The organism is Nostoc sp. UHCC 0870, from assembly GCF_022063185.1.
GTDB lineage: Bacteria > Cyanobacteriota > Cyanobacteriia > Cyanobacteriales > Nostocaceae > Trichormus.
In genome coordinates this window covers 13709-35921 of record NZ_CP091917.1, presented here as the reverse complement: position 1 = coordinate 35921, position 22213 = coordinate 13709, and the positions used below count along the sequence as shown (strand labels likewise).

The following is a 22213-nucleotide window of genomic DNA, read 5'->3' as shown; positions in this document are numbered from 1 at the left end:
CCCAAATCTAAGCTGAAAAATATTAGGCAGAATTAATGTTGATTGGTATTTTAAACAGAAAGGGTGGGTGTGGAAAATCGACAACAGCAGTCCATCTTGCACACTGGTTAGCGCAGAGAAAGCAGAGTGTGATAGTTATTGACTCGGATGGACAAACAAGTTCCAGTCAGTGGCTAGCAAAACTTAACTTACCTTCTTTAGTTGTAAATGATCCTGATGATCTGTTTGACCAAATTGCAATGTATTCAGGAGAGTATGAATCAGTTATAGTAGATTCTCCAGCCGTGCTTGGTGAAACAGCTAAAGCCGTATTGTTGAGTGTTGATTTTGCCTTAGTGCCTGTGCAGCCATCAAATTTGGATTTACTAGCAACTAAAGATATTGTCCGTTTGGTCAACCAAGCTCAGAAAATCCGCAAAGGAACTCCCAAAGCCGCGATGTTTTTAAGTCGGGCTGCAAAGGGAACTGTATTATTGAGAGAAGCTCAAGAAGTTTTATCCCAAACCCAAGGGCTAACTTTGTTGAAGCAAGTGATTTATCAGCGACAGGTTATTGCTGATGCACCAGGTCAATCTGCTACCGTTTTTAATATGTCTGGTGATGCTGCATTTCAAGCTGCAAGAGAATATGAGCAGCTTTTCGAGGAGGCTTTGAGTTATGGCAAGGCGTAATAGCTTGAAAGATGATTGGAAATTTGATGCTGATTTGTCTAATGTTCGTGAAATATCTATCGATTCAATCATTCTTCCACCAAACCAACCTCGCCGCTATTTTGACACTCAAAAGCTTCAACAATTAAAGGAGTCAATTTCCACACATGGAATTTTAGAACCGTTATTAGTTCGTCCTGTAGAAAAAATCGGTCAGTATGAATTAGTAGCAGGAGAACGACGTTATCGGGCTGCCAAAGAAGCTGGGTTGGCTTTAGTGCCTGTAACTGTCAGAAAACTAACTGATGATGAAGCAGTTCAACTTGCACTTGTTGAGAACCTACAACGTGAAGATTTGAATCCTGTAGAGGAAACAGAAGGAATTCTTCAGCTATTAAGTCTCAAACTTAAAATTGATGTTGCAGAGGTTACTTCTCTTCTTTACCGGATGCGGAATGAAGTGATTGGCAATACTAATCAAAACGTTTTGATTAGTTCTGAAGCCCTGAGAATTCAAGCTATTTTTAATGAGCTAGCATTTATTGCATGGGAGTCTTTCGTTACAACTAGGCTAACATTACTGAATTTACCAAGTGAAATTCTTGAAGCCCTGCGAATTGGCAGAATCGCATATACTAAAGCCCAAGCGATTGCTCGCTTAAAGGATGAGGCATCAAGAAAAGAGTTATTGGAAGAAGCGATAACTCAAAACTTATCTCTTGCCCAAATTCGAGAGCGGCTTAAAGCTGTCCGCCCTCCCAAGGAAGAACCCCAAACGCTAAAGCAGAAGATGCAAGATATTACCCATCGTTTTCAAAAAGCAAAAGCCTGGGATGACCCGAAAAAACAGAAAAAATTAGAAAAGTTGTTGATACAAATAGAAACCATACTAGCTGAGGATTAATTATATGACTATCAAAGAAATCCTGCTCCAAGAAATTGAATCTTCTCCAGAGTCACTGCTAGAAGAAACTCTTGATTTTCTCCGTTTTTTGAAAACCAAACAAACAGTTAAAAAAGATACTCAATCACCGCATATTAAGCCAGAAACAGGAAGTTCCGATACCCTACCTCAACCAGAAGAAACCCCGATAGACAGTTCTCAGCTACCCTACCGTCCGGCTTCCGGTCGCTCTATTCTCAGACACGCAGGAACTTGGTCCGGTGATGACTTTGATGAGTGTCTTCAGTCTGTTTACGCGACTCGTGGTAAAGCCAAGTTCGATTATGATATAAATCCTTTTGAGTAATGTACCTGCTAGATACTAATCACTGTAGTGCTATCATCCTTGGCGAACCAAAGGTCATTCGTCGAATAACTGAGGTTGGAGAATTAAACATCGCTACCTGGGGTAAAAGTAGCGAGCCTGTCATGAGCCGCCACGCACCGCCTGAAAGTCTTGTTACGTAAAGGTTTCAAAAATAAAATAGCTCTTTAACCCGAAATCCTCAGAACTCGCTTGTTTTTGCAGTACCAATTGACCTTTACGCTATTTGGTACTGCATTTAGTAACGTAGCCATGCGGGTTTCAGGCTGTAAAAATCAGTGAGGTTTAAATGGTACACCTTTAAATGTGCATCCAATTGGTCAAAATCTCATTTTAGGGTAAAAGTTGAAAAATTTTGATGAAACCCTCTCTGGGTAGCGTTTTCAGCCGTTGCATGGCGGCTGATAGCAGCTTCGCTACTTTCTCCCCTATCTGTGATTCCAGTTTTTCTAAGTCAGCTAGGGAGTTAATTTTCATACTGAGATTATCGAAACTACAGTTATCTTCTTACGTAACTCAATTCTAACTGTGACCTTGTTAAATCTACAGACGGTGAAGTTATATAAAAACTGCTGGAATTTATATCTAAAAATAAACCTTTTTCACCTTCACCACGTAAACTGGAAACTAAAACCGAGTCGGTTGACCAAACGTTAACGTATCTTCTAGGGACAAGAGCCAGTGTCAACTACTGACAAGCAATGCCGCATTATAGCCCTGTTTAATCAGGCGGGTGGTGTCGCCAAATCGACACTGACCCAAAACCTGGGATACCACCTAGCCAAACGAGAACACCGCGTTCTCCTCATCGACATAGACCCCCAAGCCTCATTGACCAAATTCATGGGGTTAGTGCCATCTCAGTTACAAAAAACTGTTGCTGATGCCATTATCAACGAGCAGCCCTTACCGATTCATGAGGGCATTCACGGTATGGACTTAGTTCCAGCTAACCGAGTCTTGAGTGGAGCAGAAATGCAGTTAGTTAGTGCTGCTATGCGCGACTTACGCCTCAAGGAAGCCATTGAACCTATTCAGGATGAATACGACTTTATCCTTATAGACTGTCCCCCCAGTTTAGGATTGCTGTCTTACATCTCGTTAGTCGCAGCCACACACGTACTCGTCCCTGTGGAAACCCATCTCAAAGCCTTTGAAGGAACTGACGAACTCTTGCAAACTATCACCCACGTAAAAAATAAAGCCAACCGCAAAATCCAAATAGTAGGGTTTGTTCCTACGCGGTATGCTCAACAGAACTCAGCCGATAAACGAGCATTGGCAGCAATCCAAGAACAACTTTCAGCTTGGGGTCGGATTTTCCCTGCTATCCCCAGAGCTACTGCTTTTGTTGATGCGACAGAAGAACGTGCGCCCCTAGCAGTGTTTGACCCTAAACATTCTGTAGTCACTATCCTTGAAGAAATAGCTTTGGCTTTGGAGGCTTTGTGATAAGACGTAAACAAACTGAAAAACCCTTTGGGGGGCAAATTACAACTCCACCCCCTGCACCTTGGTTAGACTCACCAGATGTAGAAACATCAAGAGCTACTGAAACGACTATCAAGCTGGAAGATATAGTTCTACCCCCACACCAGCCCAGACGATACTTTGACCCACAAGCATTAAAAGAATTAGTAGAATCAGTCAAACAGCATGGCATCCTTCAACCTCTGTTAGTGCGTCCACTAGGCGAAGGGAAATACGAATTAGTAGCAGGAGAAAGACGTTATCGGGCAGCACAAGAAGTAAAGCTAAAAGCTGTGCCTGTGGTTGTACGTGAGCTATCGGATGACCAAGCGTTTCAGTTGGCTTTGATTGAAAACCTGCAACGAGAAGACCTAAACCCTGTTGAAGAAACTGAAGGTATCTTACACCTGTTAGCAATCCGGCTGCATTGTGATGTAGAAGCTGTCAAATCCTTGCTGTACCGCATGAAAAACGCTCACAGTAAAGAAGAAAAGCAGCAAACAGACTCATTAGATGAATCTAGGAGAAACGTTTCTCCTAACTCAGAATCAACGGAAACTGGGGATAACATTTCTGAGAATTTGGATGAGCAGACAGAATCTAGGAGAAACGTTTCTCCTAAAGTGGATATGGAGCAATCAAAGACGGTAGAACAGGTATTTGAGAGCCTGGGGCTGATGAATTGGCTATCGTTTACCACCAAGCGTTTACCGTTGCTCAATCTGCCTGAAGAAATTTTAATGGCACTGCGAGAAGGCAAGCTGGAATACACGAAAGCTCAAGCTCTGGCACGGGTAAAAGATGAAGAACTGCGACTTGAACTATTGTCAAGGGCAATAGCTAACGATTGGTCTTTAAGCCAAATCAAAGAACAAATCATTGCCAACATTTCATCTGAACCACCGTCATCTAAAACACCTAACCAAATACCAGAACGGCTCAAAGATATCACCCAGCGCATTAAAAAACGTCAGCTATGGAAAGAACCTCGTAAGGAAAAACAGATAGTAAATCTTCTAAACAAGCTAGAAGCATTACTATACGAATAGAGTTTTTAAAACTGTGATTCATGATTGGGTGCGAGGGGAGAAACAGAGATGGCGGAAGCTTCACAGATTCGAGCATTACTCAAAGCTTGGTTAGATTACATAAAAGTCGAAAATTTGAGTAATGCCAAAGTAGAAGCTGACGAATCTACTCAGCCCAACATCTGGGACTCTCTCGTAAGTCTGGTAGGAGATAAATTATTAATAGACGAGTCTTTATTTAAAGAACTAAAGCAACCCTTTAAAAATTCAAAGAACAAAGTTCAAACAGAATTACCATCAATTGCTGTAGCTTTCCCCCAGATTTATGAAATTGAAAGCAATCGCCGTCAATTTCGCCCGTTGTTCACCATTAACGTTTCTCCTATCTTTGAGGGGAATTATCGTAGTAGCGGATGGGATTTAACCCAGTACGAGTTTCAGCCTGTTATTCCCAATTTGATGCAGTGGTATGGGCTGGAGGAAGAAGCGGCTGAGTCTTTGGTCACAAGGGAAGGGTTGAAAGTTTTTCTCGAAACTACTTTCAATCGTCCCTTTAAGACGCTACAAGACTTTATGGGGCTGATTGAATTACCGCCGTTTCCTGTACGGTCAAAACTTCTTCCTTATTTGTTGGATTTTGACTACACTGCTTTTAATTACCACCTCAAAAAAGATTTTCAAAAAATCAGCGAACAGAATTATTTTTCCTGGGCAAAACCAGGACATCCAGCTTATGAATATCTGTTTGGGCAACCAAAAGCACCTCAGCATGATGTCGTTTTTCTAGGTGCTTTTCCCAACTCGCTACCCGATGACTATCAGGCACAAGCTCTTAAACATTCTCAGTTAAACTCTATTACTGCTGTGATTGGCCCACCGGGGAATGGCAAGACGACATTGTTGTTGCATAAGATAGCGCAGCAAGTGGTAAGTCGAGCCGTGGAATTAGCAACAACTGGGAGAGATAGAAGTAACCTAACTCTGGTAACAAGCACTAACAATTTTGCTGTCAAGAACGTTGAGAAAATCTTAGCCAGTAACTTGACCTCTGACCGTTTCTACTTATCAGGAGGTTCAAGGGATTTAGTTGAGAGCCAAGTTTTACCTAGTTTGCAAACTGCACTCGATTGGTTAACCAAAGAAACGTTTAATCACGATGAATGGGAATCAGCACAGCAACAATTATTAGCTGGTATTCAACAAATAGAATTTTACAGAAAACAAGACGAGGATAATCTTCAACAGAAAAGTGCTGATGAACAAGTATTAGAGGAACTATGCCGAGATATACAATCGGTTGAGTCAGCGATGAAGACCTCTCTTGTTAAGCCTTCATCATTAGAATCTTCACGCGACTACTCTAGGTTTCCACTAGAAGCCTACCAGCAGATAGGACAACATCTTGACAGTGCTAGGCGTTCTTTGCCTAGAGTTGATTACTGGCAGAATAAGAGTAGAAATGACAACTGGTTTGTCCAGATTTTGCAAACGATTAAACGATTTTGGCACTCGATAACTAAAAGCAGCCCACATCATATTCTCAAACGCCTGCATCAACAAATAGAGATGCCTGTGTTAGCGACACTGGCCACCCCATTTCCCTTTCAAATTCCACTGACAACTGAATCTCTGATAGCAGCACAGGAGAATGTTAATCAGCTTTTAGCAGAAGCATCTTCTTGGGAGCAGCAACAAAATAGTTTTGACAGCACACAACAGCAGTTAGAGTCATTACAGCAAGAACTCACAGACCTCATTAATCGCCGTTCTCAAATTGAAACCAGACTCGCTACTTATCCCACTAAAGATTTTTACAGTCGTTTCTACAGCGAATTGCACTCACTGCAAGTAGAGTTATTTGAGTGGTCTTGGCAATTTCAACAGCAGGAAGCTCGACGGCGGAAAGATGAAGTGATAGCTTCCATGAGGACTTACATCGCTGTCATGAATGGCGAATGGGATGCTTACCGTCAGTTAAGTCTAAATTGGAGAAACATTTATCGGGATATCAGTCTGTTGTTTCCGGTGTTTCTTTGCACTTTGCACTCCATCCGCAATTTGTTACCCTATCCCGATAGTGGCTGTATTGATCAAGTAATTGTAGATGAAGCAGGTCAAATTCCCCCACATCAGGTTTTTCCCGTTTTAGTGAGGTGTAATCGGGCTTTGATTGTAGGCGATCCATTACAACTGGAGCCGGTTGTTAATTTGAGCGACCAGAAGAAAGAGGAATATCGTAGCAAATCTTTTCTGGAACAGGGACTTACAGATGTAGATTATGACCGCTACAGCCCCACTGCTTCCACAGCTTATCACCGAGCGGCTGGGGCATCAGGGCAACCGCAAGATATTGGTCAGGGGATTATCCTTAAGTACCATTACCGTTGCGTTCCGGTGATTGCTGATTTTTGCGATCGCTTGTGCAATTACGGCATGATCATCAAAACTGAGCCTAAAGCTTCTCAGTTGGGTGCTAACCTGATTGCTTGTAATGTCGAAGGGAAGCTGGAGAACAACGTTAATTGGGCAGAAGTTGATGCAGTAGAAGCGTTGATTGAGGAGTTGTTAACGGCGGGTTATTGCTTAAATTCTCCTGACTCTGACAACACAATTGGCGTTATTTCACCTTACCGCCGTCAAGTAAATGCTCTGACTCAACGTTTAAAATCTCGCTGGTCAGATGATTTTTCTGACAAGAGCATTGGCACAGTTCATAATTTTCAAGGTGGTCAGAAGTCGGTGATAATTTTCTCGACTCGCCAATGTCAACCAACTGATAGTCTCTGGTTTATTAATCGACGACCTAATTTACTGAATGTGGCTGTGAGTAGAGCGCGAGAACTGTTTATTCTGGTGGGGAATTTGGGGCGAATTTCTGAAGGGGGTTACAGCAGCGAATTGGTGGAATATATCAAGGAATTTGGAGAGATGCGAGAATTTTAATCATTGCTAATTTCTAGGATTGAAAGCTATTACATTAAGCATTTCTTGAGTTTGTCTCAAAAAACCTAGCTGAAATTCCTATAGGCATCACCGTGCTATAACTTTTTGCATGGTCGCTCATTTACGCTTTCCCTATTCAGTTTCCAGCCAACTTTTAAGTTTTTCAACAGGAATGCTGAGAACTGGATGATTAAATATCGCCTTTAAGGCTTCTAGCCCTCCTGCTCTTAGGGCAGCTTGCAACCTAGCTTTCAAGGTTGGATTATTAATATTGATTTCTTGATAAATCGCTTCAAAAGCTGTCTCCGACGTTGCGTTAGTCTCAGCTAAGTCATTAAGTAGTTGTTGAATTTCTACAAAGTTGTAATGAGTAGTAACATTCTGGTTTACTTCAAACTTTTCAGTAAAACCACCACCAAATTTAGATCCACGCAAATCATATTTTGGAGCTTCCGCTATATTTTTTTGCACTGTTTGTAGCTGATTAAGTAATAAAAATAATTTATTGATATGTTCTGTCTGTCTTTGAATTTCTTCACTTTTACTACTAAGTTCTGCCCTGTATCTATCTTCTAGAGCTTTAAGGGCAAACTCATAACCTTGGATGAATTCGCTATGAATCTTTTCCTTATTTGCGCTAGAGGAAGTGTTTACTTTAATAACAAACACGCCTTCGCCTTTTGCTTCAATACTCTGGATTGATAGCTCAGAACTTTCGTTCTCAACTTGGATCTTTTTAAACGAGTAAGCAAAAGCTTCCCAATTCACACCATTCCTAAAGATGAGGTCAACTGTACTCAAAGCTTTCTGGAAAATCTTAGTAAAATCTCCAGGTGCAAACTCTCCACTACTGGGACGACGTTCTTTTTTAGATTCTTGTAAATAAATATAAGAGCAAATTACACCCTCAAGATTTGTTGCATTATTTATATGCCAATCCTGTATACAAACTCCAGTCAATAATGCTTGAGTAAAATTAGTATTCAAAGCTTGAGATCGGGTTAGATTAGTGTCTGTCAAATTAGCACCTCTCAAATCAGCATCCGTCAAATTAGCTTCAGCCAAATTTGCTCTACTAAGATTAACTCCGCTAAGATTAGCTCCAGCCAAATTTGCACCAGCTAAATCTACGTTTCTTAAATCTGGAAGCAACTCATGATGTTTTTCTCTCCACTTATTCCAAGCTTCTATTCCTTGTTGAGATAATCTCAAGTATTCTTTTTTGGCTTTCTGCTGAGTCACAAAACTTAGAGGACAAAGCTCTTGCCATGTAGGAGGTGGTTCTGCTGGATTTTGAAACAAAACAGGTAGCCAACTTGCACAAGGAAAATCATTTTCTAATCCTTGCAGTTTTGCTCTCGCTTCTCGCACTGAAAAGTATAAAGATTTTCCCCTAGAAAATAACTTAAGAAATTGATTTAAAAATTCATGAGCAACTAAGTCTGGCACAGGCTCACGCATACAAATAACTTGAGGAATGTGCAAATCAGCTAAACTTTGTGCTAAACCTAAACCATCACAAGAATTGAAAACTGCAATTTGTAACCGACGTTCAATTGATGCTTTTAAAGCATTTTTCAACTCACTAATTGTTAAAGTATCCGTTTGATTTATATAAAAATTACCTGCCTGTCCATCTATTTGACTATAACTATGCCCAGCAAAAAAAAGGATATCATAACCTTGCTCATCCCAAAGAAAACTATCTAATTTTCTACGGGATGGCTCAACCAAAAAATTAATTTCTGCATCAGGCAAACATTCTAGTAGTTCCCGGTCTTTTTGAAGATTAATTCCGTCACTATTTCCTAAAACTGCAAGAATTCTTACTTTATCACTAGAAATACAATTACTGAAGCGTTCTACTTTATCATAAGTTAATGCACCCAAAGCAACTTCAGTCTTAGGATAATAATCGAAAATATCCCAAAGATGCCAAGGTATTCGTCGCAATAAATCATCTTCAGTTTGAATGATTACAACATTTTCTTCAGAACGCTTTAATTTAGAAATAAATGTATCTTTTATGAAACGAAATTCTTGAGAATTAAGCCAAAAATTCAAGCTTTTTTCTAGGGTTTTAGATAAATCAAAAAATTTATGTCTACCCATTATAGAACTACTTGAATTTAGATTCCAATTCAAAGAACGAAAAGAATAACCAAGGTTTTCATAGGCTATTCTCCATCGTTCATATATTTCTAGTAAATCCGGTGAAGGAGGCAAATCTCCTCGAACTTCTGCTATGATACAAGAGTTTTCTCCGGCAAATTGAGCAATTGCTGAGAATCCAGTGTCAAAACTTCCTTTTCCAAACTTTAATAAAACTTTTTTAGTCATTATATTGCAAGGATTCTAAAGCTAATTCATTTGAAAGTATTCTAAAAAGCAATTATCTTTTTCTCTGACTTTAATACAAAACTTATCTCCTTTCTCGACAGTAAAATGTACTTTAATTCCAATATCACCATTTCGAGATTGCACCTCTAAAATATCTTGCTCCAAATCATCAGACACAATTAACTTAGTATTTTCTAATAAATAAGTTTGTTCTTCAATAGCATAAAGTTGCAAGATAACCTCCAAATTACTATTATCTTCAATAACAATATTGAAAATCAAAGCCATTGGGCATCTATTATTTAAATAAATTTTCTTAGCTCGATTAACTATTTGTTTATGTGGCTGGTTCGGACTTCTAAAAGAAAATCCCAAATGTGATATTCCCAAAATAGATTCAACAAACTGCCAATCTGTATCAAAAATATTTTCCAGCCAGTCTTTCAAGTTAATTTTATTTAAAGTTGGTTCAGGCTGCGAAATTTCTGGTATTGTATTTTTTGAGTCAGATTTATCTTCTGGTTGATTCAATAAAACTTCAAGACCAAACTGCTTTTCTGAATAAATTGGCAAGATAGAGCCAAGAAAATTATCGGGGTTTAAGGTAATAATACCCTCAAGATTATTAGCTATTGCACAGGCTACCTCTACAGCAGACTCGGCTTCACAAATATTTAGTAAACGAGCTTGCTGTATGACGTAGCTATCAACCTCACATATTGAAATTCTCATATTTTTTATCAGAGAAACCGTTTGTTTGGTCACTTCTTCCTCAGAATTCTCATACGCTTCACTATTCTTTACAGAAGCTCTTACGACAGAGCATACTTTCTCAAGACATATTGAAGATATATATCCTTGAACTTGCTGAGATTTTAGGATCTCAAAGAATCTTGGGGCATTTGGGAAGAAACCACTCCGGTTAAGAATAGCCTCAAAGATGAGGTCTGTAGCTACCAGCATCCTCATCATTTTCAGACCCCTAAATTCTGAGACTTGGAACTCTGGCTTGAGTTACTGGCAGAAGTAGGTTCTTGAGTATTGGCTAGTTTACGTAAATCTTCCAAGAAACCTGTCTTTGGTTGTGTCTCTGCTGGTTCAGTATCCAGAAGACAGTTATGACTACTTGGAGATGGTTCGTGAGTATTAATTAATCTACGTAATTCTTCCAAATGGCTTTTCTTTGTCTTTGGCTGTGTCTCTACAGGTTCATTATCTGGAACATACTCAACCAATATATCTGGTGTACATCGGAAAATCTTACACAACTTAATTACTCTATCTATCCATTCTAAGCTGCCCCTGCCTTTCTCCCAGTTAGCAACAGTATTTTCTGTTACATCTAACAGTTGTGCTAACTCTAGCTGAGTCAGTCCTATCTGTTCACGGAGAAACGCAATTCGTGAAACTGGTTTTGTCTTTTGCATGGACTGATTTTTGATTGTCTACAACTATCATTTTAGCAATTTCCCTAAAAAAAATTAGGCAAATTATTGCAAAATAAAAAAAAATTAGGTAAATTTATCTTACCCTAATTTTTTTTAGGGATATTTTTTTAGTCCAACGGCAAGTTAGGAAATCAAGAAAGCAATCATAGGAATTTTTTATGAAACCCTTGTCAAAGTACGAAATTTTGGGGCTTGTCGTTTTGGTCTTAGCAGTTGGCTCGTTAGTTCTAGCTGTTATTGACTCATCTACACGTCCTGCTTTTGCCGATCTTACGAAAATAGCAGTTGGTGCATACATTGGATTGTTAATGCCTAAATCATAATTACATAAGCATTGAGTAGCTAGTTGTAGCGAAGCGGTGACTGAGTGCTGCAATGTATCTAGTTGGCACAACACGGAGTTTTCTACAGCACTCGGTCAACAACTGGCGTTGGGGAGGGAGTCCAGAGGGAGGGGCGAAGCCCCTCCCTCGCGCCCACTTCATCGCGTCGAGGAATTCCTAAACTACCGACTAAAACCTCTAGAGCGTTGTTTCTGGGAAAGCATTTCTCGCTGCTGCGCTTCAATCAAAATCTCATTCCAAGTAAGGCCACTAGGTTCAATTCTTTTAGACTGTGGCAGCATTTTTTGAATGACTTGCGCTATTTCATTACCCTCTTCATCGTTATTAAATGCCAACCCAATTCTGCTGACGTTTTTAAGGACGGATAGCGGTAAGTTATGCGGGTCATCCACCACCATGTACATTGTTCTAACTGGTGGCATCCCCTTGTGTGCTTTCCTATCCATATCCGCAATTGACAGTGCATCAATGGGGGAATCACACAAAAATACTCTCTCGATTTTATCTTCAGGTTTTCCACCCAAGTTGACTTGAAACCACCCCTCAGAAGATTGGGTGTTTTCGGGGTACTGTGAACAGCGATTGTCTGGGCGTGTGGTGTCCCAAACCAGTGCGCCTGATTTTTTACCGTTTAAAGAACGCTTGATAAAAACAACATTTCGTTGCTGGTCTATGTAACCTAAGCCCTGCTGCTGTAATGGGTGTACAAGGAAATTGGAGATACCGCGCTTTTGAGTCAAGAAATGCTGTAATACTGAGCGTAGGCTTTCATCCTCTGCTGGTGGTGTAAACTGGGGTTCACTCTGCTTTTGCTCTCGATTGGATGCCAGTTGATTGTTAGCGATTAGAACTAATAATTTAGCTTCGTCATCAGTCCATCCAACAGGACTGGCTTTGATAATCTCTTCTACATCTGGGGCTGGGTGATTATCTAATAATGCTCTATTAGCAATTTCTTTGTCGCGGTCAATCACTAATAAACTTTGCAAGTCGCCACTGTAATACTGATATAACTCGACTGCTTGATTCTGGTTTAGCTTTGATTTATCTGTGGTTGGAATTTGAGCTTTATTTTCAGCAATTGCATTTATGGGTTGTTGACTCTCCACAGCTTGCTTGACAGGATTGTTTAACAGCTGCTCAATCCGGGCATCATCCCGTTGTGGCTGATAGTCAATTCGGAGATGTTTTTGCAATCCTGGGAAGGTATAGGCTGCACCTAATTGTGTACCACTAAAAGCAATTCCATCTTTCTCATAAGAAATACCTTTAGACTTACCATTCCTGGTAAATCCTGTCCTCACACTAATGCCTGCTTGCTGCAAGCGCATAATTAAGGTTGGCATCTGGGGATGATCAACAGATAAATTATCAATTGTCTGCTGAACTAGCTCTTTAATGCTGGGTTCTGGTGGAGTATCGCGCTTACCTTGCTCATATTCTTCTTGTTCTCGTTTAATGCGCCGAAATTGTCCTGTGCTTTGTGTACGATTTAGTCTTTCTCTACTGCCTTGAACTTGCACTAAATCATAGTCAATTTCAATCTGGCGTAGGACTTTCTCAGAGCGTACATAATCCCAGGAATCATCAACCAGTAAACCTGTGTCCATTCTGATGCGGCTGGCGGCAATGTGGACATGATCATCGTCGGTGTTTTCATGGCGGAAGATGACATACTGATTGGCATCGAAGCCCATCTCTTTCATGTAGCGATTGCCTATTTCACACCATTTATCTTCAGAGATTACGTCATCCTTGGCTGCTGACAGAGAAACATGATAAACAACACGTTCGGCATCTGGATTTAGTTGTCGAGATACCCGAAATTCTTTAGATAATTCTCTGGCATTTCTACCACTCATATTACCGCCAATTAGTTTGGCATTTTCACTGTTATGTAAATAATCCAGTAGCTTGCGAAAACCTCTACCCTTCGTCTGCTTCCCAATCATCATCCTCCTCCTCTTCTTCTTCCCAGTCGTTGTCTTCTTCCGTATCAACTTGTGCAATGTCTCGTCTGCACTGATGCAACACTTCTAAAAGTTGTTCTAACAGTTCTGGGTTAGCTGGGGGAGTACGCCCCATTTTTATCGCTGTGTTGGTGGCTTTGACAAGTTGATTTAAGTTGTTACCAATTTGTCCTAATTCCCAATATGTTTGTAGGCTAATTTTGCTCAGTCGTTTGGGCAGTGGTCGCAACAATCCGTTGCGCCTCATTAATTCACTTGCTGACATTCCCGCATCAACTGATTTTATTCGCAGCAGATCCAACTCAATATCACTCAGCCTGAGTGAAAATAGATGCTTTCTTACGACTCTTTTTGACTGCTTGCGATTAGCCATAATCAAAGATTTGGGGCAAAATGAACGCGGGGTTTTTTAAGGGGGTGCGCCCCCTTGAACCAGCCGCCGTCCGAGCGCAGCGAGGCAAAGCATCAGCTTTGAGGCATGGCTGGCTTCTAGCCCAAATTTGGGTATAGGGGAGGTGTCATCGGCTACGTATGTACGGAGGCAAAGCGAGGGGCTGGGAGGGGGAACACGGCGAAGCTGTGATGCTGACAATACTACTACTAACAAGGGGATATAACAACGGCTTCCGCAGTAATAACGAAAAATCAAGCACTGGGTAAATTCTAGATTAAGCTTCCGTCACAATAGGGGAGTAAAATCAGCTTGGGCGAAATGGTAAATACGGCGTAGCGGCAGTAACGAATTGATAAAGAGTATGGCTAAATAATCATCACGGCATAGCCGCCACAGTAAAAGGTAGTTCGGCGTAGCAGCAGTAGTCAAATTTTTTTAGTATTTTTAAAACAGATTGGTACAGATGTTTTCAAATAACCGATAATTAGTAGTTAATCAATCACTACATGAGATAACAATGGCTGAACATCAGAAATCTGAGGTGATCACTAAGAGCAAGATTGATAAGGCTATAGAAATTCTCAAGGAACAGAAGCCAAAAGAGCGAGAGGATGTATCTGACAGGGAAGCTGTTCGGAAAATGAGACGGTACATTGAGAAACTAACCTCTGACAAGTACGGCTACACTTATGATGAAGTGTCAGAGATGTTGAAGGGTCTGGGCATTAATTTGAGTGGCAGCAGAATCAAATATTTAGTAGGTGAGTTGAAAAAAAGTAGTCGTCGCCGTCAAAAGATATCTGAGGGGGACGAAAATAATCAATCAGAAAATCTAGCTACTGAAACTCAGCCATCACAGGTAAATACTACCTCAGTTCAAGGGAGTAGTCAGACTGAGAAAGCACCAATGAGTAGTGGCAAGGGGAAGAGAAAAAGTCAAGAGCCAACAGCACAGCAGCAAGAGGTTGAATCAGACTTAAAGAACGAGTTGAATAACCATACCTTTCAACCAAAACTTTACAGCCGCGAAGATTTATAAATTGGCTTAATTATGAGTAAAACAACTACTGCTAACAGGGAAAGAGCAGCAGTCAATAAAAGAATAGTGGTGTGTACTGGGGATAAGGGAGGCACAGGTAAAAGTATTGTGGCTCGGTTTCTCTTGGATATGTACTTAGCTAACAATATTCATGTGGCAGCGTATGATTGCGACCCTCATAATCCACAACTGTGGAGACACTACAACAGAGTCTTGACTGGAGGGGTGAAAACAATCAAGTTCAATCAATGGGGATTTAGTGAGATTTTAAAAAAGGATTTATCGTCATTAAATCCTGTTGTAGCTTTAATGGATCTGCCGTCTGGAGTGGGGGAATATTTTCAGGATTTTGTTCAAGATATGGCAGATGCAAGCTTAGGCTATCGCATCACTATGGTATCAGTGTTAGGTCGGGTGAAAGATAGCATCATTCAACTCAAACGGTTAATAGAATTTTGTGGAAATCAGGTTGATTATGTAGTGGTCAAAAATTTGTACTGGGGTGAAGACGAAGAAGAAGAGGAGATATTCATCAGGTACAACGAATCTAAAACTAGAAAATCTGCCTTGGAGTTAGGAACAATCGAGGTAAATTTTTTACGTCTTGTTGATAGGGTCTACGAAGCAATAGACTTTTCTGACTTAACTTTTACAGAAGCAGTAACCCACGAGTCACTAACCATCAGCAAGCAAGCTAGGTTATCTGTGTGGATACCAAATCAGGAGTCAGAGTTGATTAAGGGTGGCAACTTTTTGAGACTTGAAGGTGCAAAACCCAGAGATAGGAACAATTTAAGGAAAGGCTTGAAAAATTATTAACAGTCTTCTGGGTGTGATTCGGGGTGTTGGCACAACATCGGGAAGTATTCACTCTTCAACCACTTTTCATCATTGGTCAACTCTGGGAGATTTTTATTACTACCGCTATAAAGACTGTCTAATAGCAGAAGTAATATTTTTTTTAAAGGTAGCCCAGCCACCGCATAGCTTGGTAAATCGGCTTCATATCCCAGCCAGAAGATAGCTTGATTATTCGCCAGCCAGTTCTCGCACAATATCCATGTTGGCAGCGAGTACGCGCACGATTTCAACAGGGTTTTCCCCTCGGTAGATCAGGAAATAGCGGGGATGCACCAACCAGAAACGAACGGGTAACGGGGTCAAGTCAGAACGATACTGCCCTATTCTGGGGTTATCTGTCAGCAACTCACAGGCTGAAAGCAGTTTATCAAGCATCCGTTCGGCAGCATCTAGATTATCTCGCGCAATATAAGCATAAATTCTCGCCAAGTCTTCTTCTGCTTGCTCGGAGAGAACATAAGGTTTTGGGTTCATGAGTCGGATTTTTTCATCAACTTTTGCGCCTTGTTGCGAATGCGTAAGCGTGCGCCTTCGGCCGTCACAGTTTGGCCATTGTCAAGTTGGTCTAGACCAATGGCAATCTGTTCGTTGAGCCACAGTTTATATTCCTCGGAATGATCGTTAAAACGTTTCAACAGACGTAATCCTTCCCGAATCACTTCACTTTGAGAATGGTATAAACCAGACTCAACCTGTTTCTGCACGAACGCTTCTAGCTCAGGAGTCAGGGAAATATTCATTTATGCCTCACCTTATAACCAGAATAGCTATTATAATAACAGTTTTTGTTATTGCTGGCTTTGCAGTTGTCTTTGCAACACGTAGATATGGACGATACGGTGGAACTCATCGCTGCATAAAAAGTTGCCACCGTCACTAGTAAGTAAATGAAGACGCACTTTTAAATTCGTTAATCTCAAAAACTTACTAATTTTGAAACTTCAAAATTTTCAAAACCATAAAAGAATTTATTTTAATTTGGAAATGGGTTATTTATGAAATTTAAAAACTTAAATCTAGTAGTTGTAACATCTCTAAGTTTGCTGTGTGGAAGTCTAACGATGATTTTTGGATATTACACAACTCCGGCAAAAGCATCAACTAGAACTAATTGCTTTCAATTAAGCCGACCATCAGATCGTCGTTATCATGCAACACTTGTAAGACTGAACCTTACAACAGTTGAATATAATACTATGATTGGCTTACCAACATATTCATTAAATCGTAATGGTATTAACCCTAGAATACAATATGCAGTTGAATATAGTCTGAAGAATAATATAGCAGAATGTCTTAAAAGAGGCGTAAATATAAACGAATTCATCAAAGAATCCAACGGGGTAGTTGATAATGGTAACACAGGAAGCTATATCCTAGCTCCAACCAGTTCCAGGTATCGTTTAGAACACTATTCAAGCGCAGGTGGTTATCTATCAGATATGGTCTTTTCTTTTCGTAAATACAAGGTTACTTACAATCTACTTCGAGGTTATTACTCTGTAACTCTTGTAAATTAAGAGTCTGTTTAATATCTCCTAGTCAATCCATTAGTAATCCTGTTTAAACATAATCTGATAACAAATCGCTGTACCGGAATGTGCCGATTTGCTGAAGCAATTTCATCTTGGAGAATCTCATAACAAAGCTGAGATATGTTGAACGGGACGCTCACTCAATGATTAAGTACACAATCATGAAGCAGAGCATTTTTTACTACTGATAGGCCAGTAGAAATCAAAAACCGATAAATTTTAGAGCGTCACTGTCTGCTCACAGGTCGCTTGCGCCAAGCCAAAGGCACTGAGAATAGATTGGTCTAAGTAAACAGCCTATTTTAATACTCAAATTGAGGATTTTATACGCAAATCAACCGTATAATGTCTGTATTAAGAAGTTGAATATTTTCGCTTAAGCAGTTCCAGGCGTTTATCTGTCAGAGCAGATTTTTTGAGAAAAGAATCATGATCAAAAAAGCACAGGCAAGGACATATAACCTAGCTGCAAAATGGTACAACTTAATCTACGTATCACTCATTACAGTAGGTTCGCTCATTGCTTTGGTATATACCGCATTAGGTATATATGGAACAGATGTCGCGTTTGTAGAACTATTACGTTTGGTAGCTGTTGTAGTAGCTGGAATCTTTGCAGTATTAGGAATAGCTCGGCAGAAGCTATGGGCAAAGTGGTTAGCAATTGTCGTCTATGGTTTATATATTTTTTTAGCAATCGAAGGCTTGGTGAGTTCGTTTTCAACAGAGTCAGCCTTTAAACTGTTAAGCTCAAATACCTTAGTAGTTTTAAGGGTATGGCGGGTAGTTACAATAATTGCATCACTAATAGGAATTGTATTGTTACTAAAAAGACCACGAACAGAAGAAGATTTAGAAGAAACACGGTGAAGAAAATCAATTGCAGCTACATCAAATTCCTTATTGGTAAAAAGTGAGGCTTAGAAAATATTCAAGACGCAGCATAACAAATCGCTGTACCGAAATGTGCTGACTTTCTTTCCTCAATTTCATCTTGGAGAAGCTCATAACAAAGTTGAGATATGTTGAGCAAGACGCTCAGTAAATGATTAAGTACAAAATCATTACAAGGAGCATCTTTTACTACTGATGAGGTCAGTAGTAAATAAACTTTACAGCGTCACTGCCAAATTACAGGTCGTTTGCACCGGGGCAAAAGCTGAGAAAAAGGACTGGTCTGAATAAACTTCGCTGGGCAGACAACTCAGTACAATCATCAGCAGATTAGCCCTAACAGCCGGGGTACATTCGTGTAAAATTCGCTGCATTGCCCGATTACCAATGGTTGTGACAACGTGGGCTACATCATTAAACAAGGTTTCTGGTGGTGATTCCGACTGTTGACACAACGTTGGGAAGTATTCACTGGCGAACCACATTTCATCATCCGTCAACTCAGGGAGATTTTTATTACTATCGCTATGAAGATTGTCTAATAGCAGAAGTAATAATTTTCTAAACTTAAACCAACCCCCCCAGCGTTGGGTAAATTGGCTCACCCAACCCTGCGTAACGCCTATAATTTTGGCTATCTCCGTTTGACCAATTTTCTGCTTCGACTGCCACAATTGGGTAAAAGCGTTGACAATGCCTAGTCCAGTCTGCTGATCACGGTCGCCAGCTTCTGGGCATAATTCGCAAGCATCAATGCTTTTTAACTTCACATTGGGGAGATGGTCAGCTAAGAAACTCAGGTCATAATCAGCACAGAAGTAGAAACTAAGTTCCTCAGTAGGGCGACGGTGAGAACGTAATCGCCCAATTTCTTGGAGAATTTCCGCTTCTAGTAACTCAGTGATATTCTTTTGGAAAGAGCTTTCTGGGTCGTCCAGGTTGACTGGTTCTCCTGTCATCACCTGATATTCTGCTGCCAACACACCAATATTTTGGTAGGGAATGCCAAAGCTAGCTAGAGCATCAGCCTCACTAAATCGGTTAACACCGCGACCATCCACAAAGTGACCATATTCTCGGCGGTCAGTGGCAGTATCAGCGATCGCCTTCCAGTCAAGAATGCCCAAATGGGAATGCAGTTTGTTCAAAGCTTCCTTGAGGGCATTGACACGGGCTATCAGGGATGGAGAGCGATACTTAGGCAGTTTACCTAGACCAGTGACATTAATTACAGATAAATTGCCATAGTCTGGGCGTTCTTGTTCAATCACTAAAACCGGGTCAGAACTACCGAGTTTGAATTTCAACCGGCTCTTTGTGAGTGTAGCATCCAGAAAAATATTAAATTGGGCAGAGTTGACCAAATCAATATGCTTGGGGTTTTTACGATAAATGCTCAACACACCCCAGGAAGAGGTAAAAGCACCGTTACCTTTCCAGGCTTCTAGGAAATCAGGTAGCCAAAACAAGGGTAAATCTAAAAATTCCTTACCAGCATTACGTGCGCTGTCCCTAGTCACACGTTTAGCAGCATAACGAGCGGCGGCACTTTTTTTAAGTTGCCTATCTTGGTTAACATCAAGAGTGTCTAAATCTTCCAGGAATTTTAAATCAGGTTCTAAAGCTTGGCGTACAGCCTCAATATCTAAATCCGTTGGGAATGGGGGCAGGATTGACCGGATACTGGTATCATTAAAGCCATAGCGGTCAGGAGACTCAATATCTTGGGTGAACAGAGGGTGTAAAGCTTGAATAACAGGCTGTAGTTGAACTAGCAGTGAAGGTGCTGATAGTCCCAGTTTGCCAACAGTTTTTTCAAAATCAGCGAGATTGACCTGGAGGGAACGCACGGGTTTAATCAGTGTACCAGCTTCTTCCCAAATCCGACCCACAGTTAAAGCTTGATCAGCAACATTGATTAAATCAGTAGGGGTAGAATCGGGGTGCGCTCTCAGTTCTCGGAATGCGTGAATAGCTGTGCGTTTTTGGAAGCGGAAGCCGTAACCGTCACCACTGGCGAAACGGCATTGATTTTTCAGCGTACAGCCATTACAGATGGGGCTAATGTCACTTTCTTCAAAATCTAAGCTGCTAAAGTTTTTGTTACGAAATGCGTTGAATAAATAAGTTCTGTGACAATTGCCATCAGTGTCGGCAGTTTCACCTGGTTTAGTCCAGAGTTGGAAGTCCTCACCTAAAGGAGTTTGGCGGGTGGGATCAAGTTTAAAGCCGTTATTTCGCACGGGTAGGTCAACGAAATTAGCCTCAATGGGCAGTGTAGACGGGTTTCTGTGGTTGGCATCCTGGTAAATTAGTTTATCAACACCGAAAAGGGTAGCTGTCAGTTGTCCAGCATTGTAAGATTTGCCCAGTCCTGGGTGGGAATTATCTAAAATGTGTTTCCAGCCTTTGGAGACAGCTTCTAGCCAAGCGGGGATATGTTCTTCAGGCTGGCACTGGATTCTAATATCCTTCGTAACTTCGGTTTTATAGGGGATATTGCCGGGACTGTAGATAATAACCTTGGGCGATTGAGGGGCTGGGGGTTTAGCTTTTGGCTGTGGCGGTACTGATTGCGATTTACCAAAACCTTTAAAGATTGGCTCAAAAGGTGCAAGTGCCTGCTTTAATAAATTTTGGAAGCTGGTTAAGTCCTCTCTAATTCGTCCTAATTCCCACTGTTCACGGTCAATCAGTCCTTTGAGGGGTGGGGATGGTTCATACTGCCGTTGTGGGAATTTAAAGCCGTACTGCTTGGCAATGTGGAACAGTGTTGCGATCGTAATCCCACCACGTCTAAAACTGCGAATCTTGGCGCGAATGTTCCAGGTTGTACCCTTAATGCTGGGCGACCACTTTTCAGCGATGATTTCGGCATCCGTTGCGCCGTAGTGATTAACCAAAGCCATTAGCACTTGGCGGCATTCGTCGTAATTACCACTGCCAAGGCTACGGGGTGGGATAAATGATAGTGCTTGTTGGATTAGTTGGTCAGTGTCCCAGCCTTCGGTGTCGGCAATCTCACGAAACTGTTGACGGCGTGATTCAATTTCGAGTATGCGCTGCTGGTATTCTTCCCTCTCCTTTTGGGCGATCGCAATTGCCTCTGTCACCCACTCATCTGGTAAAGTGGCTTCGGGATTGACCAGGAGAAATTCTGCTTCTGTGTTGCCATAAAAAACCCGGCTGGCATCCTTACACGCTGGGTCATGGGGCAACTGCTGCATCAGGAAGCGCGTGCAAGCTTCTACAGTGTCAGCACCCTCAACATATTGGGGGAGAGGAAAAACTAACCTAAATTTATGCCAGTCGGGTCTGTGACTGACAGTGGTGTACATTAAAGCGCAGTGTTTTTGAATGAAGGGATGGGTTAGGGCTTCTTCAATAGTTAATTGTGGAGTGTAAACCTTGATGGAATTGCCGTTTTCATCCAGTATTGGCTTGCCATAGGCATCACGGGCGATATCAGAATTATCGATGTCAAGTAGTAGCCACTGAGAACCGATAACGTTGGACTTACTCCGCCATTTACTACCCAATAAGCCAGCACAGATGGCGTGACCTGCTTTAATATGTTGCTGGACATCTTCTAGAGTGCCTTCTACGTCTTGGAAGTTAGCCGACAGCTTTTTAAAATCCCAGTCTTTATTTCTTCCAGTCGCGTTAAACGCGAACTTGATTTTATTAGCTTTAACAAGCCCTGGTTCTACCTCTAATGCTTCAACACGTTTAGTAGTTAATTGTTGATGCTGAAGCGAGTTATTAAATTGTTGTAATGGTGACATTTAGCTATTCCTCCTTGATGTGTGGTGGAGGAATTGGAGCTATCCCGTGGCAGTAATCTTAAAATACAAACTTTCAGAAAAATTAGACCAAAATTACATAAAATTCCTGAACTACTGTTTGTTGCTGGGTGGGCAGTGTAACAAGGGTTTAACACTCCAATCATGTAAGATAAGATTACTATTAGGGATATTAATCCGGGCTTGTGAAAACCAGATACCCCAATTCCGTTGGAAAACCTCGCTG

Annotated in this window: 20 protein-coding genes and 1 pseudogene; 11 read left to right on the top strand and 10 right to left on the bottom strand. The window is 41.0% G+C overall.

From position 1 onward, the window contains the following. The first annotated feature begins 35 nt into the window (after positions 1-35). The 4 genes and pseudogenes from L6494_RS29540 to L6494_RS29525 form a co-directional block, all read left to right on the top strand. Positions 36-671 (top strand): AAA family ATPase, encoded by a 636-nt coding sequence (locus L6494_RS29540; RefSeq protein WP_237997385.1) that lies wholly within the window; start codon positions 36-38, stop codon positions 669-671. After that, on the top strand, positions 658-1554 hold the full coding sequence (locus tag L6494_RS29535; protein ID WP_237997384.1) for a ParB/RepB/Spo0J family partition protein: 897 nt from the start codon (positions 658-660) through the stop codon (positions 1552-1554). The genes L6494_RS29540 and L6494_RS29535 overlap by 14 nt, the downstream gene beginning before the upstream one ends. Positions 1555-1558: 4 nt before the next feature. After that, positions 1559-1900 (top strand): DUF2281 domain-containing protein, encoded by a 342-nt coding sequence (locus tag L6494_RS29530; protein ID WP_237997383.1) that lies wholly within the window; start codon positions 1559-1561, stop codon positions 1898-1900. Beyond that, positions 1900-1998 (top strand): annotated as a pseudogene (locus tag L6494_RS29525) (type II toxin-antitoxin system VapC family toxin); the annotation flags it as partial. The gene L6494_RS29530 and the pseudogene L6494_RS29525, both read left to right, overlap by 1 nt. Positions 1999-2251: 253 nt before the next feature. Here L6494_RS29525 and L6494_RS29520 read toward each other — a convergent pair. Then, positions 2252-2395 carry a hypothetical protein gene (locus L6494_RS29520; RefSeq protein WP_237997382.1) on the bottom strand — a complete coding sequence of 48 codons (144 nt, stop codon included), beginning with the start codon at positions 2393-2395 and terminating at the stop codon, positions 2252-2254. Positions 2396-2599: 204 nt separating this feature from the next. Between L6494_RS29520 and L6494_RS29515 the strand changes: the two genes are divergently transcribed. From L6494_RS29515 to L6494_RS29505, 3 genes are read left to right on the top strand one after another with little or no spacing between them, the layout of a single operon-like run. After that, positions 2600-3370: a ParA family protein gene (locus tag L6494_RS29515; protein ID WP_237997381.1), complete on the top strand. Its 771-nt coding sequence runs from the start codon at positions 2600-2602 to the stop codon at positions 3368-3370. Further along, positions 3370-4437 (top strand): ParB/RepB/Spo0J family partition protein, encoded by a 1068-nt coding sequence (locus tag L6494_RS29510; RefSeq protein ID WP_237997425.1) that lies wholly within the window; start codon positions 3370-3372, stop codon positions 4435-4437. Before L6494_RS29515 ends, L6494_RS29510 begins: the two co-directional genes overlap by 1 nt. 48 nt (positions 4438-4485) lie before the next feature. Next, positions 4486-7359, top strand: coding sequence for a DEAD/DEAH box helicase (locus tag L6494_RS29505; RefSeq protein ID WP_237997380.1), 2874 nt, complete (start codon positions 4486-4488; stop codon positions 7357-7359). A gap of 132 nt (positions 7360-7491) precedes the next feature. Here L6494_RS29505 and L6494_RS29500 read toward each other — a convergent pair whose 3' ends face one another. The 5 genes from L6494_RS29500 to L6494_RS29480 form a co-directional block, all read right to left on the bottom strand. Beyond that, the gene (locus tag L6494_RS29500; protein WP_237997423.1) at positions 7492-9699 is read right to left on the bottom strand and encodes a pentapeptide repeat-containing protein; all 2208 of its coding nucleotides are present in this window, start codon (positions 9697-9699) and stop codon (positions 7492-7494) included. 21 nt (positions 9700-9720) lie between these two features. Beyond that, complete coding sequence (locus L6494_RS29495) at positions 9721-10662, bottom strand: PIN domain-containing protein (RefSeq protein ID WP_237997422.1); 942 nt, start codon at positions 10660-10662, stop codon at positions 9721-9723. Between the two features lie 11 nt (positions 10663-10673). Continuing rightward, positions 10674-11126, bottom strand: coding sequence for a helix-turn-helix transcriptional regulator (locus L6494_RS29490; protein ID WP_237997421.1), 453 nt, complete (start codon positions 11124-11126; stop codon positions 10674-10676). 526 nt (positions 11127-11652) lie between these two features. Beyond that, entirely contained in the window at positions 11653-13446 is a 1794-nt protein-coding gene (locus L6494_RS29485) for a relaxase/mobilization nuclease domain-containing protein (RefSeq protein ID WP_237997420.1), read from the bottom strand. After that, entirely contained in the window at positions 13418-13834 is a 417-nt protein-coding gene (locus tag L6494_RS29480; RefSeq protein WP_237997419.1) for a plasmid mobilization protein, read from the bottom strand. The genes L6494_RS29485 and L6494_RS29480 overlap by 29 nt, the downstream gene beginning before the upstream one ends. A 538-nt stretch (positions 13835-14372) precedes the next feature. On the opposite strand from L6494_RS29480, the gene L6494_RS29475 reads away from it, so the two are divergent. Both L6494_RS29475 and L6494_RS29470 read left to right on the top strand, forming a co-directional pair. Then, positions 14373-14894, top strand: a complete 522-nt coding sequence (locus tag L6494_RS29475) for a hypothetical protein (protein ID WP_237997418.1) — start codon at positions 14373-14375, stop codon at positions 14892-14894. A 12-nt stretch (positions 14895-14906) separates the two neighbouring features. Beyond that, positions 14907-15713, top strand: coding sequence for a hypothetical protein (locus L6494_RS29470; RefSeq protein ID WP_237997417.1), 807 nt, complete (start codon positions 14907-14909; stop codon positions 15711-15713). Here the strand turns inward: L6494_RS29470 and L6494_RS29465 are convergent. The 3 genes from L6494_RS29465 to L6494_RS29455 are packed head-to-tail and all read right to left on the bottom strand — an operon-like array spanning position 15710 to position 16495. Next, complete coding sequence (locus tag L6494_RS29465; protein WP_237997416.1) at positions 15710-15949, bottom strand: hypothetical protein; 240 nt, start codon at positions 15947-15949, stop codon at positions 15710-15712. The genes L6494_RS29470 and L6494_RS29465 overlap by 4 nt on opposite strands. Beyond that, entirely contained in the window at positions 15924-16229 is a 306-nt protein-coding gene (locus L6494_RS29460; RefSeq protein ID WP_237997415.1) for a type II toxin-antitoxin system RelE/ParE family toxin, read from the bottom strand. Before L6494_RS29460 ends, L6494_RS29465 begins: the two co-directional genes overlap by 26 nt. Then, positions 16226-16495, bottom strand: coding sequence for a type II toxin-antitoxin system ParD family antitoxin (locus L6494_RS29455; RefSeq protein ID WP_237997414.1), 270 nt, complete (start codon positions 16493-16495; stop codon positions 16226-16228). Before L6494_RS29455 ends, L6494_RS29460 begins: the two co-directional genes overlap by 4 nt. A 255-nt stretch (positions 16496-16750) precedes the next feature. On the opposite strand from L6494_RS29455, the gene L6494_RS29450 reads away from it, so the two are divergent. Next, the gene (locus L6494_RS29450; protein ID WP_237997413.1) at positions 16751-17275 is read left to right on the top strand and encodes a hypothetical protein; all 525 of its coding nucleotides are present in this window, start codon (positions 16751-16753) and stop codon (positions 17273-17275) included. A 444-nt stretch (positions 17276-17719) separates the two neighbouring features. Beyond that, positions 17720-18160, top strand: a complete 441-nt coding sequence (locus L6494_RS29445) for a hypothetical protein (RefSeq protein ID WP_237997412.1) — start codon at positions 17720-17722, stop codon at positions 18158-18160. A 242-nt stretch (positions 18161-18402) separates the two neighbouring features. On the opposite strand, the gene L6494_RS29440 is transcribed toward L6494_RS29445, so the two are convergent. Further along, positions 18403-21969, bottom strand: a complete 3567-nt coding sequence (locus L6494_RS29440) for a PriCT-2 domain-containing protein (RefSeq protein WP_237997411.1) — start codon at positions 21967-21969, stop codon at positions 18403-18405. Positions 21970-22213 lie beyond the last annotated feature (244 nt).

Coding starts and splice junctions, on each gene's coding strand:
- L6494_RS29455 (WP_237997414.1), bottom strand. CDS start 16,495: ATGAATATTTCCCTGACTCCTGAGCTAGAAGCGTTCGTGCAGAAACAG.
- L6494_RS29440 (WP_237997411.1), bottom strand. CDS start 21,969: ATGTCACCATTACAACAATTTAATAACTCGCTTCAGCATCAACAATTA.
- L6494_RS29505 (WP_237997380.1), top strand. CDS start 4,486: ATGGCGGAAGCTTCACAGATTCGAGCATTACTCAAAGCTTGGTTAGAT.
- L6494_RS29445 (WP_237997412.1), top strand. CDS start 17,720: ATGATCAAAAAAGCACAGGCAAGGACATATAACCTAGCTGCAAAATGG.
- L6494_RS29470 (WP_237997417.1), top strand. CDS start 14,907: ATGAGTAAAACAACTACTGCTAACAGGGAAAGAGCAGCAGTCAATAAA.
- L6494_RS29460 (WP_237997415.1), bottom strand. CDS start 16,229: ATGAACCCAAAACCTTATGTTCTCTCCGAGCAAGCAGAAGAAGACTTG.
- L6494_RS29490 (WP_237997421.1), bottom strand. CDS start 11,126: ATGCAAAAGACAAAACCAGTTTCACGAATTGCGTTTCTCCGTGAACAG.
- L6494_RS29450 (WP_237997413.1), top strand. CDS start 16,751: ATGAAATTTAAAAACTTAAATCTAGTAGTTGTAACATCTCTAAGTTTG.
- L6494_RS29480 (WP_237997419.1), bottom strand. CDS start 13,834: ATGGCTAATCGCAAGCAGTCAAAAAGAGTCGTAAGAAAGCATCTATTT.
- L6494_RS29540 (WP_237997385.1), top strand. CDS start 36: ATGTTGATTGGTATTTTAAACAGAAAGGGTGGGTGTGGAAAATCGACA.
- L6494_RS29485 (WP_237997420.1), bottom strand. CDS start 13,446: ATGATGATTGGGAAGCAGACGAAGGGTAGAGGTTTTCGCAAGCTACTG.
- L6494_RS29475 (WP_237997418.1), top strand. CDS start 14,373: ATGGCTGAACATCAGAAATCTGAGGTGATCACTAAGAGCAAGATTGAT.
- L6494_RS29535 (WP_237997384.1), top strand. CDS start 658: ATGGCAAGGCGTAATAGCTTGAAAGATGATTGGAAATTTGATGCTGAT.
- L6494_RS29500 (WP_237997423.1), bottom strand. CDS start 9,699: ATGACTAAAAAAGTTTTATTAAAGTTTGGAAAAGGAAGTTTTGACACT.
- L6494_RS29495 (WP_237997422.1), bottom strand. CDS start 10,662: ATGCTGGTAGCTACAGACCTCATCTTTGAGGCTATTCTTAACCGGAGT.
- L6494_RS29530 (WP_237997383.1), top strand. CDS start 1,559: ATGACTATCAAAGAAATCCTGCTCCAAGAAATTGAATCTTCTCCAGAG.
- L6494_RS29520 (WP_237997382.1), bottom strand. CDS start 2,395: ATGAAAATTAACTCCCTAGCTGACTTAGAAAAACTGGAATCACAGATA.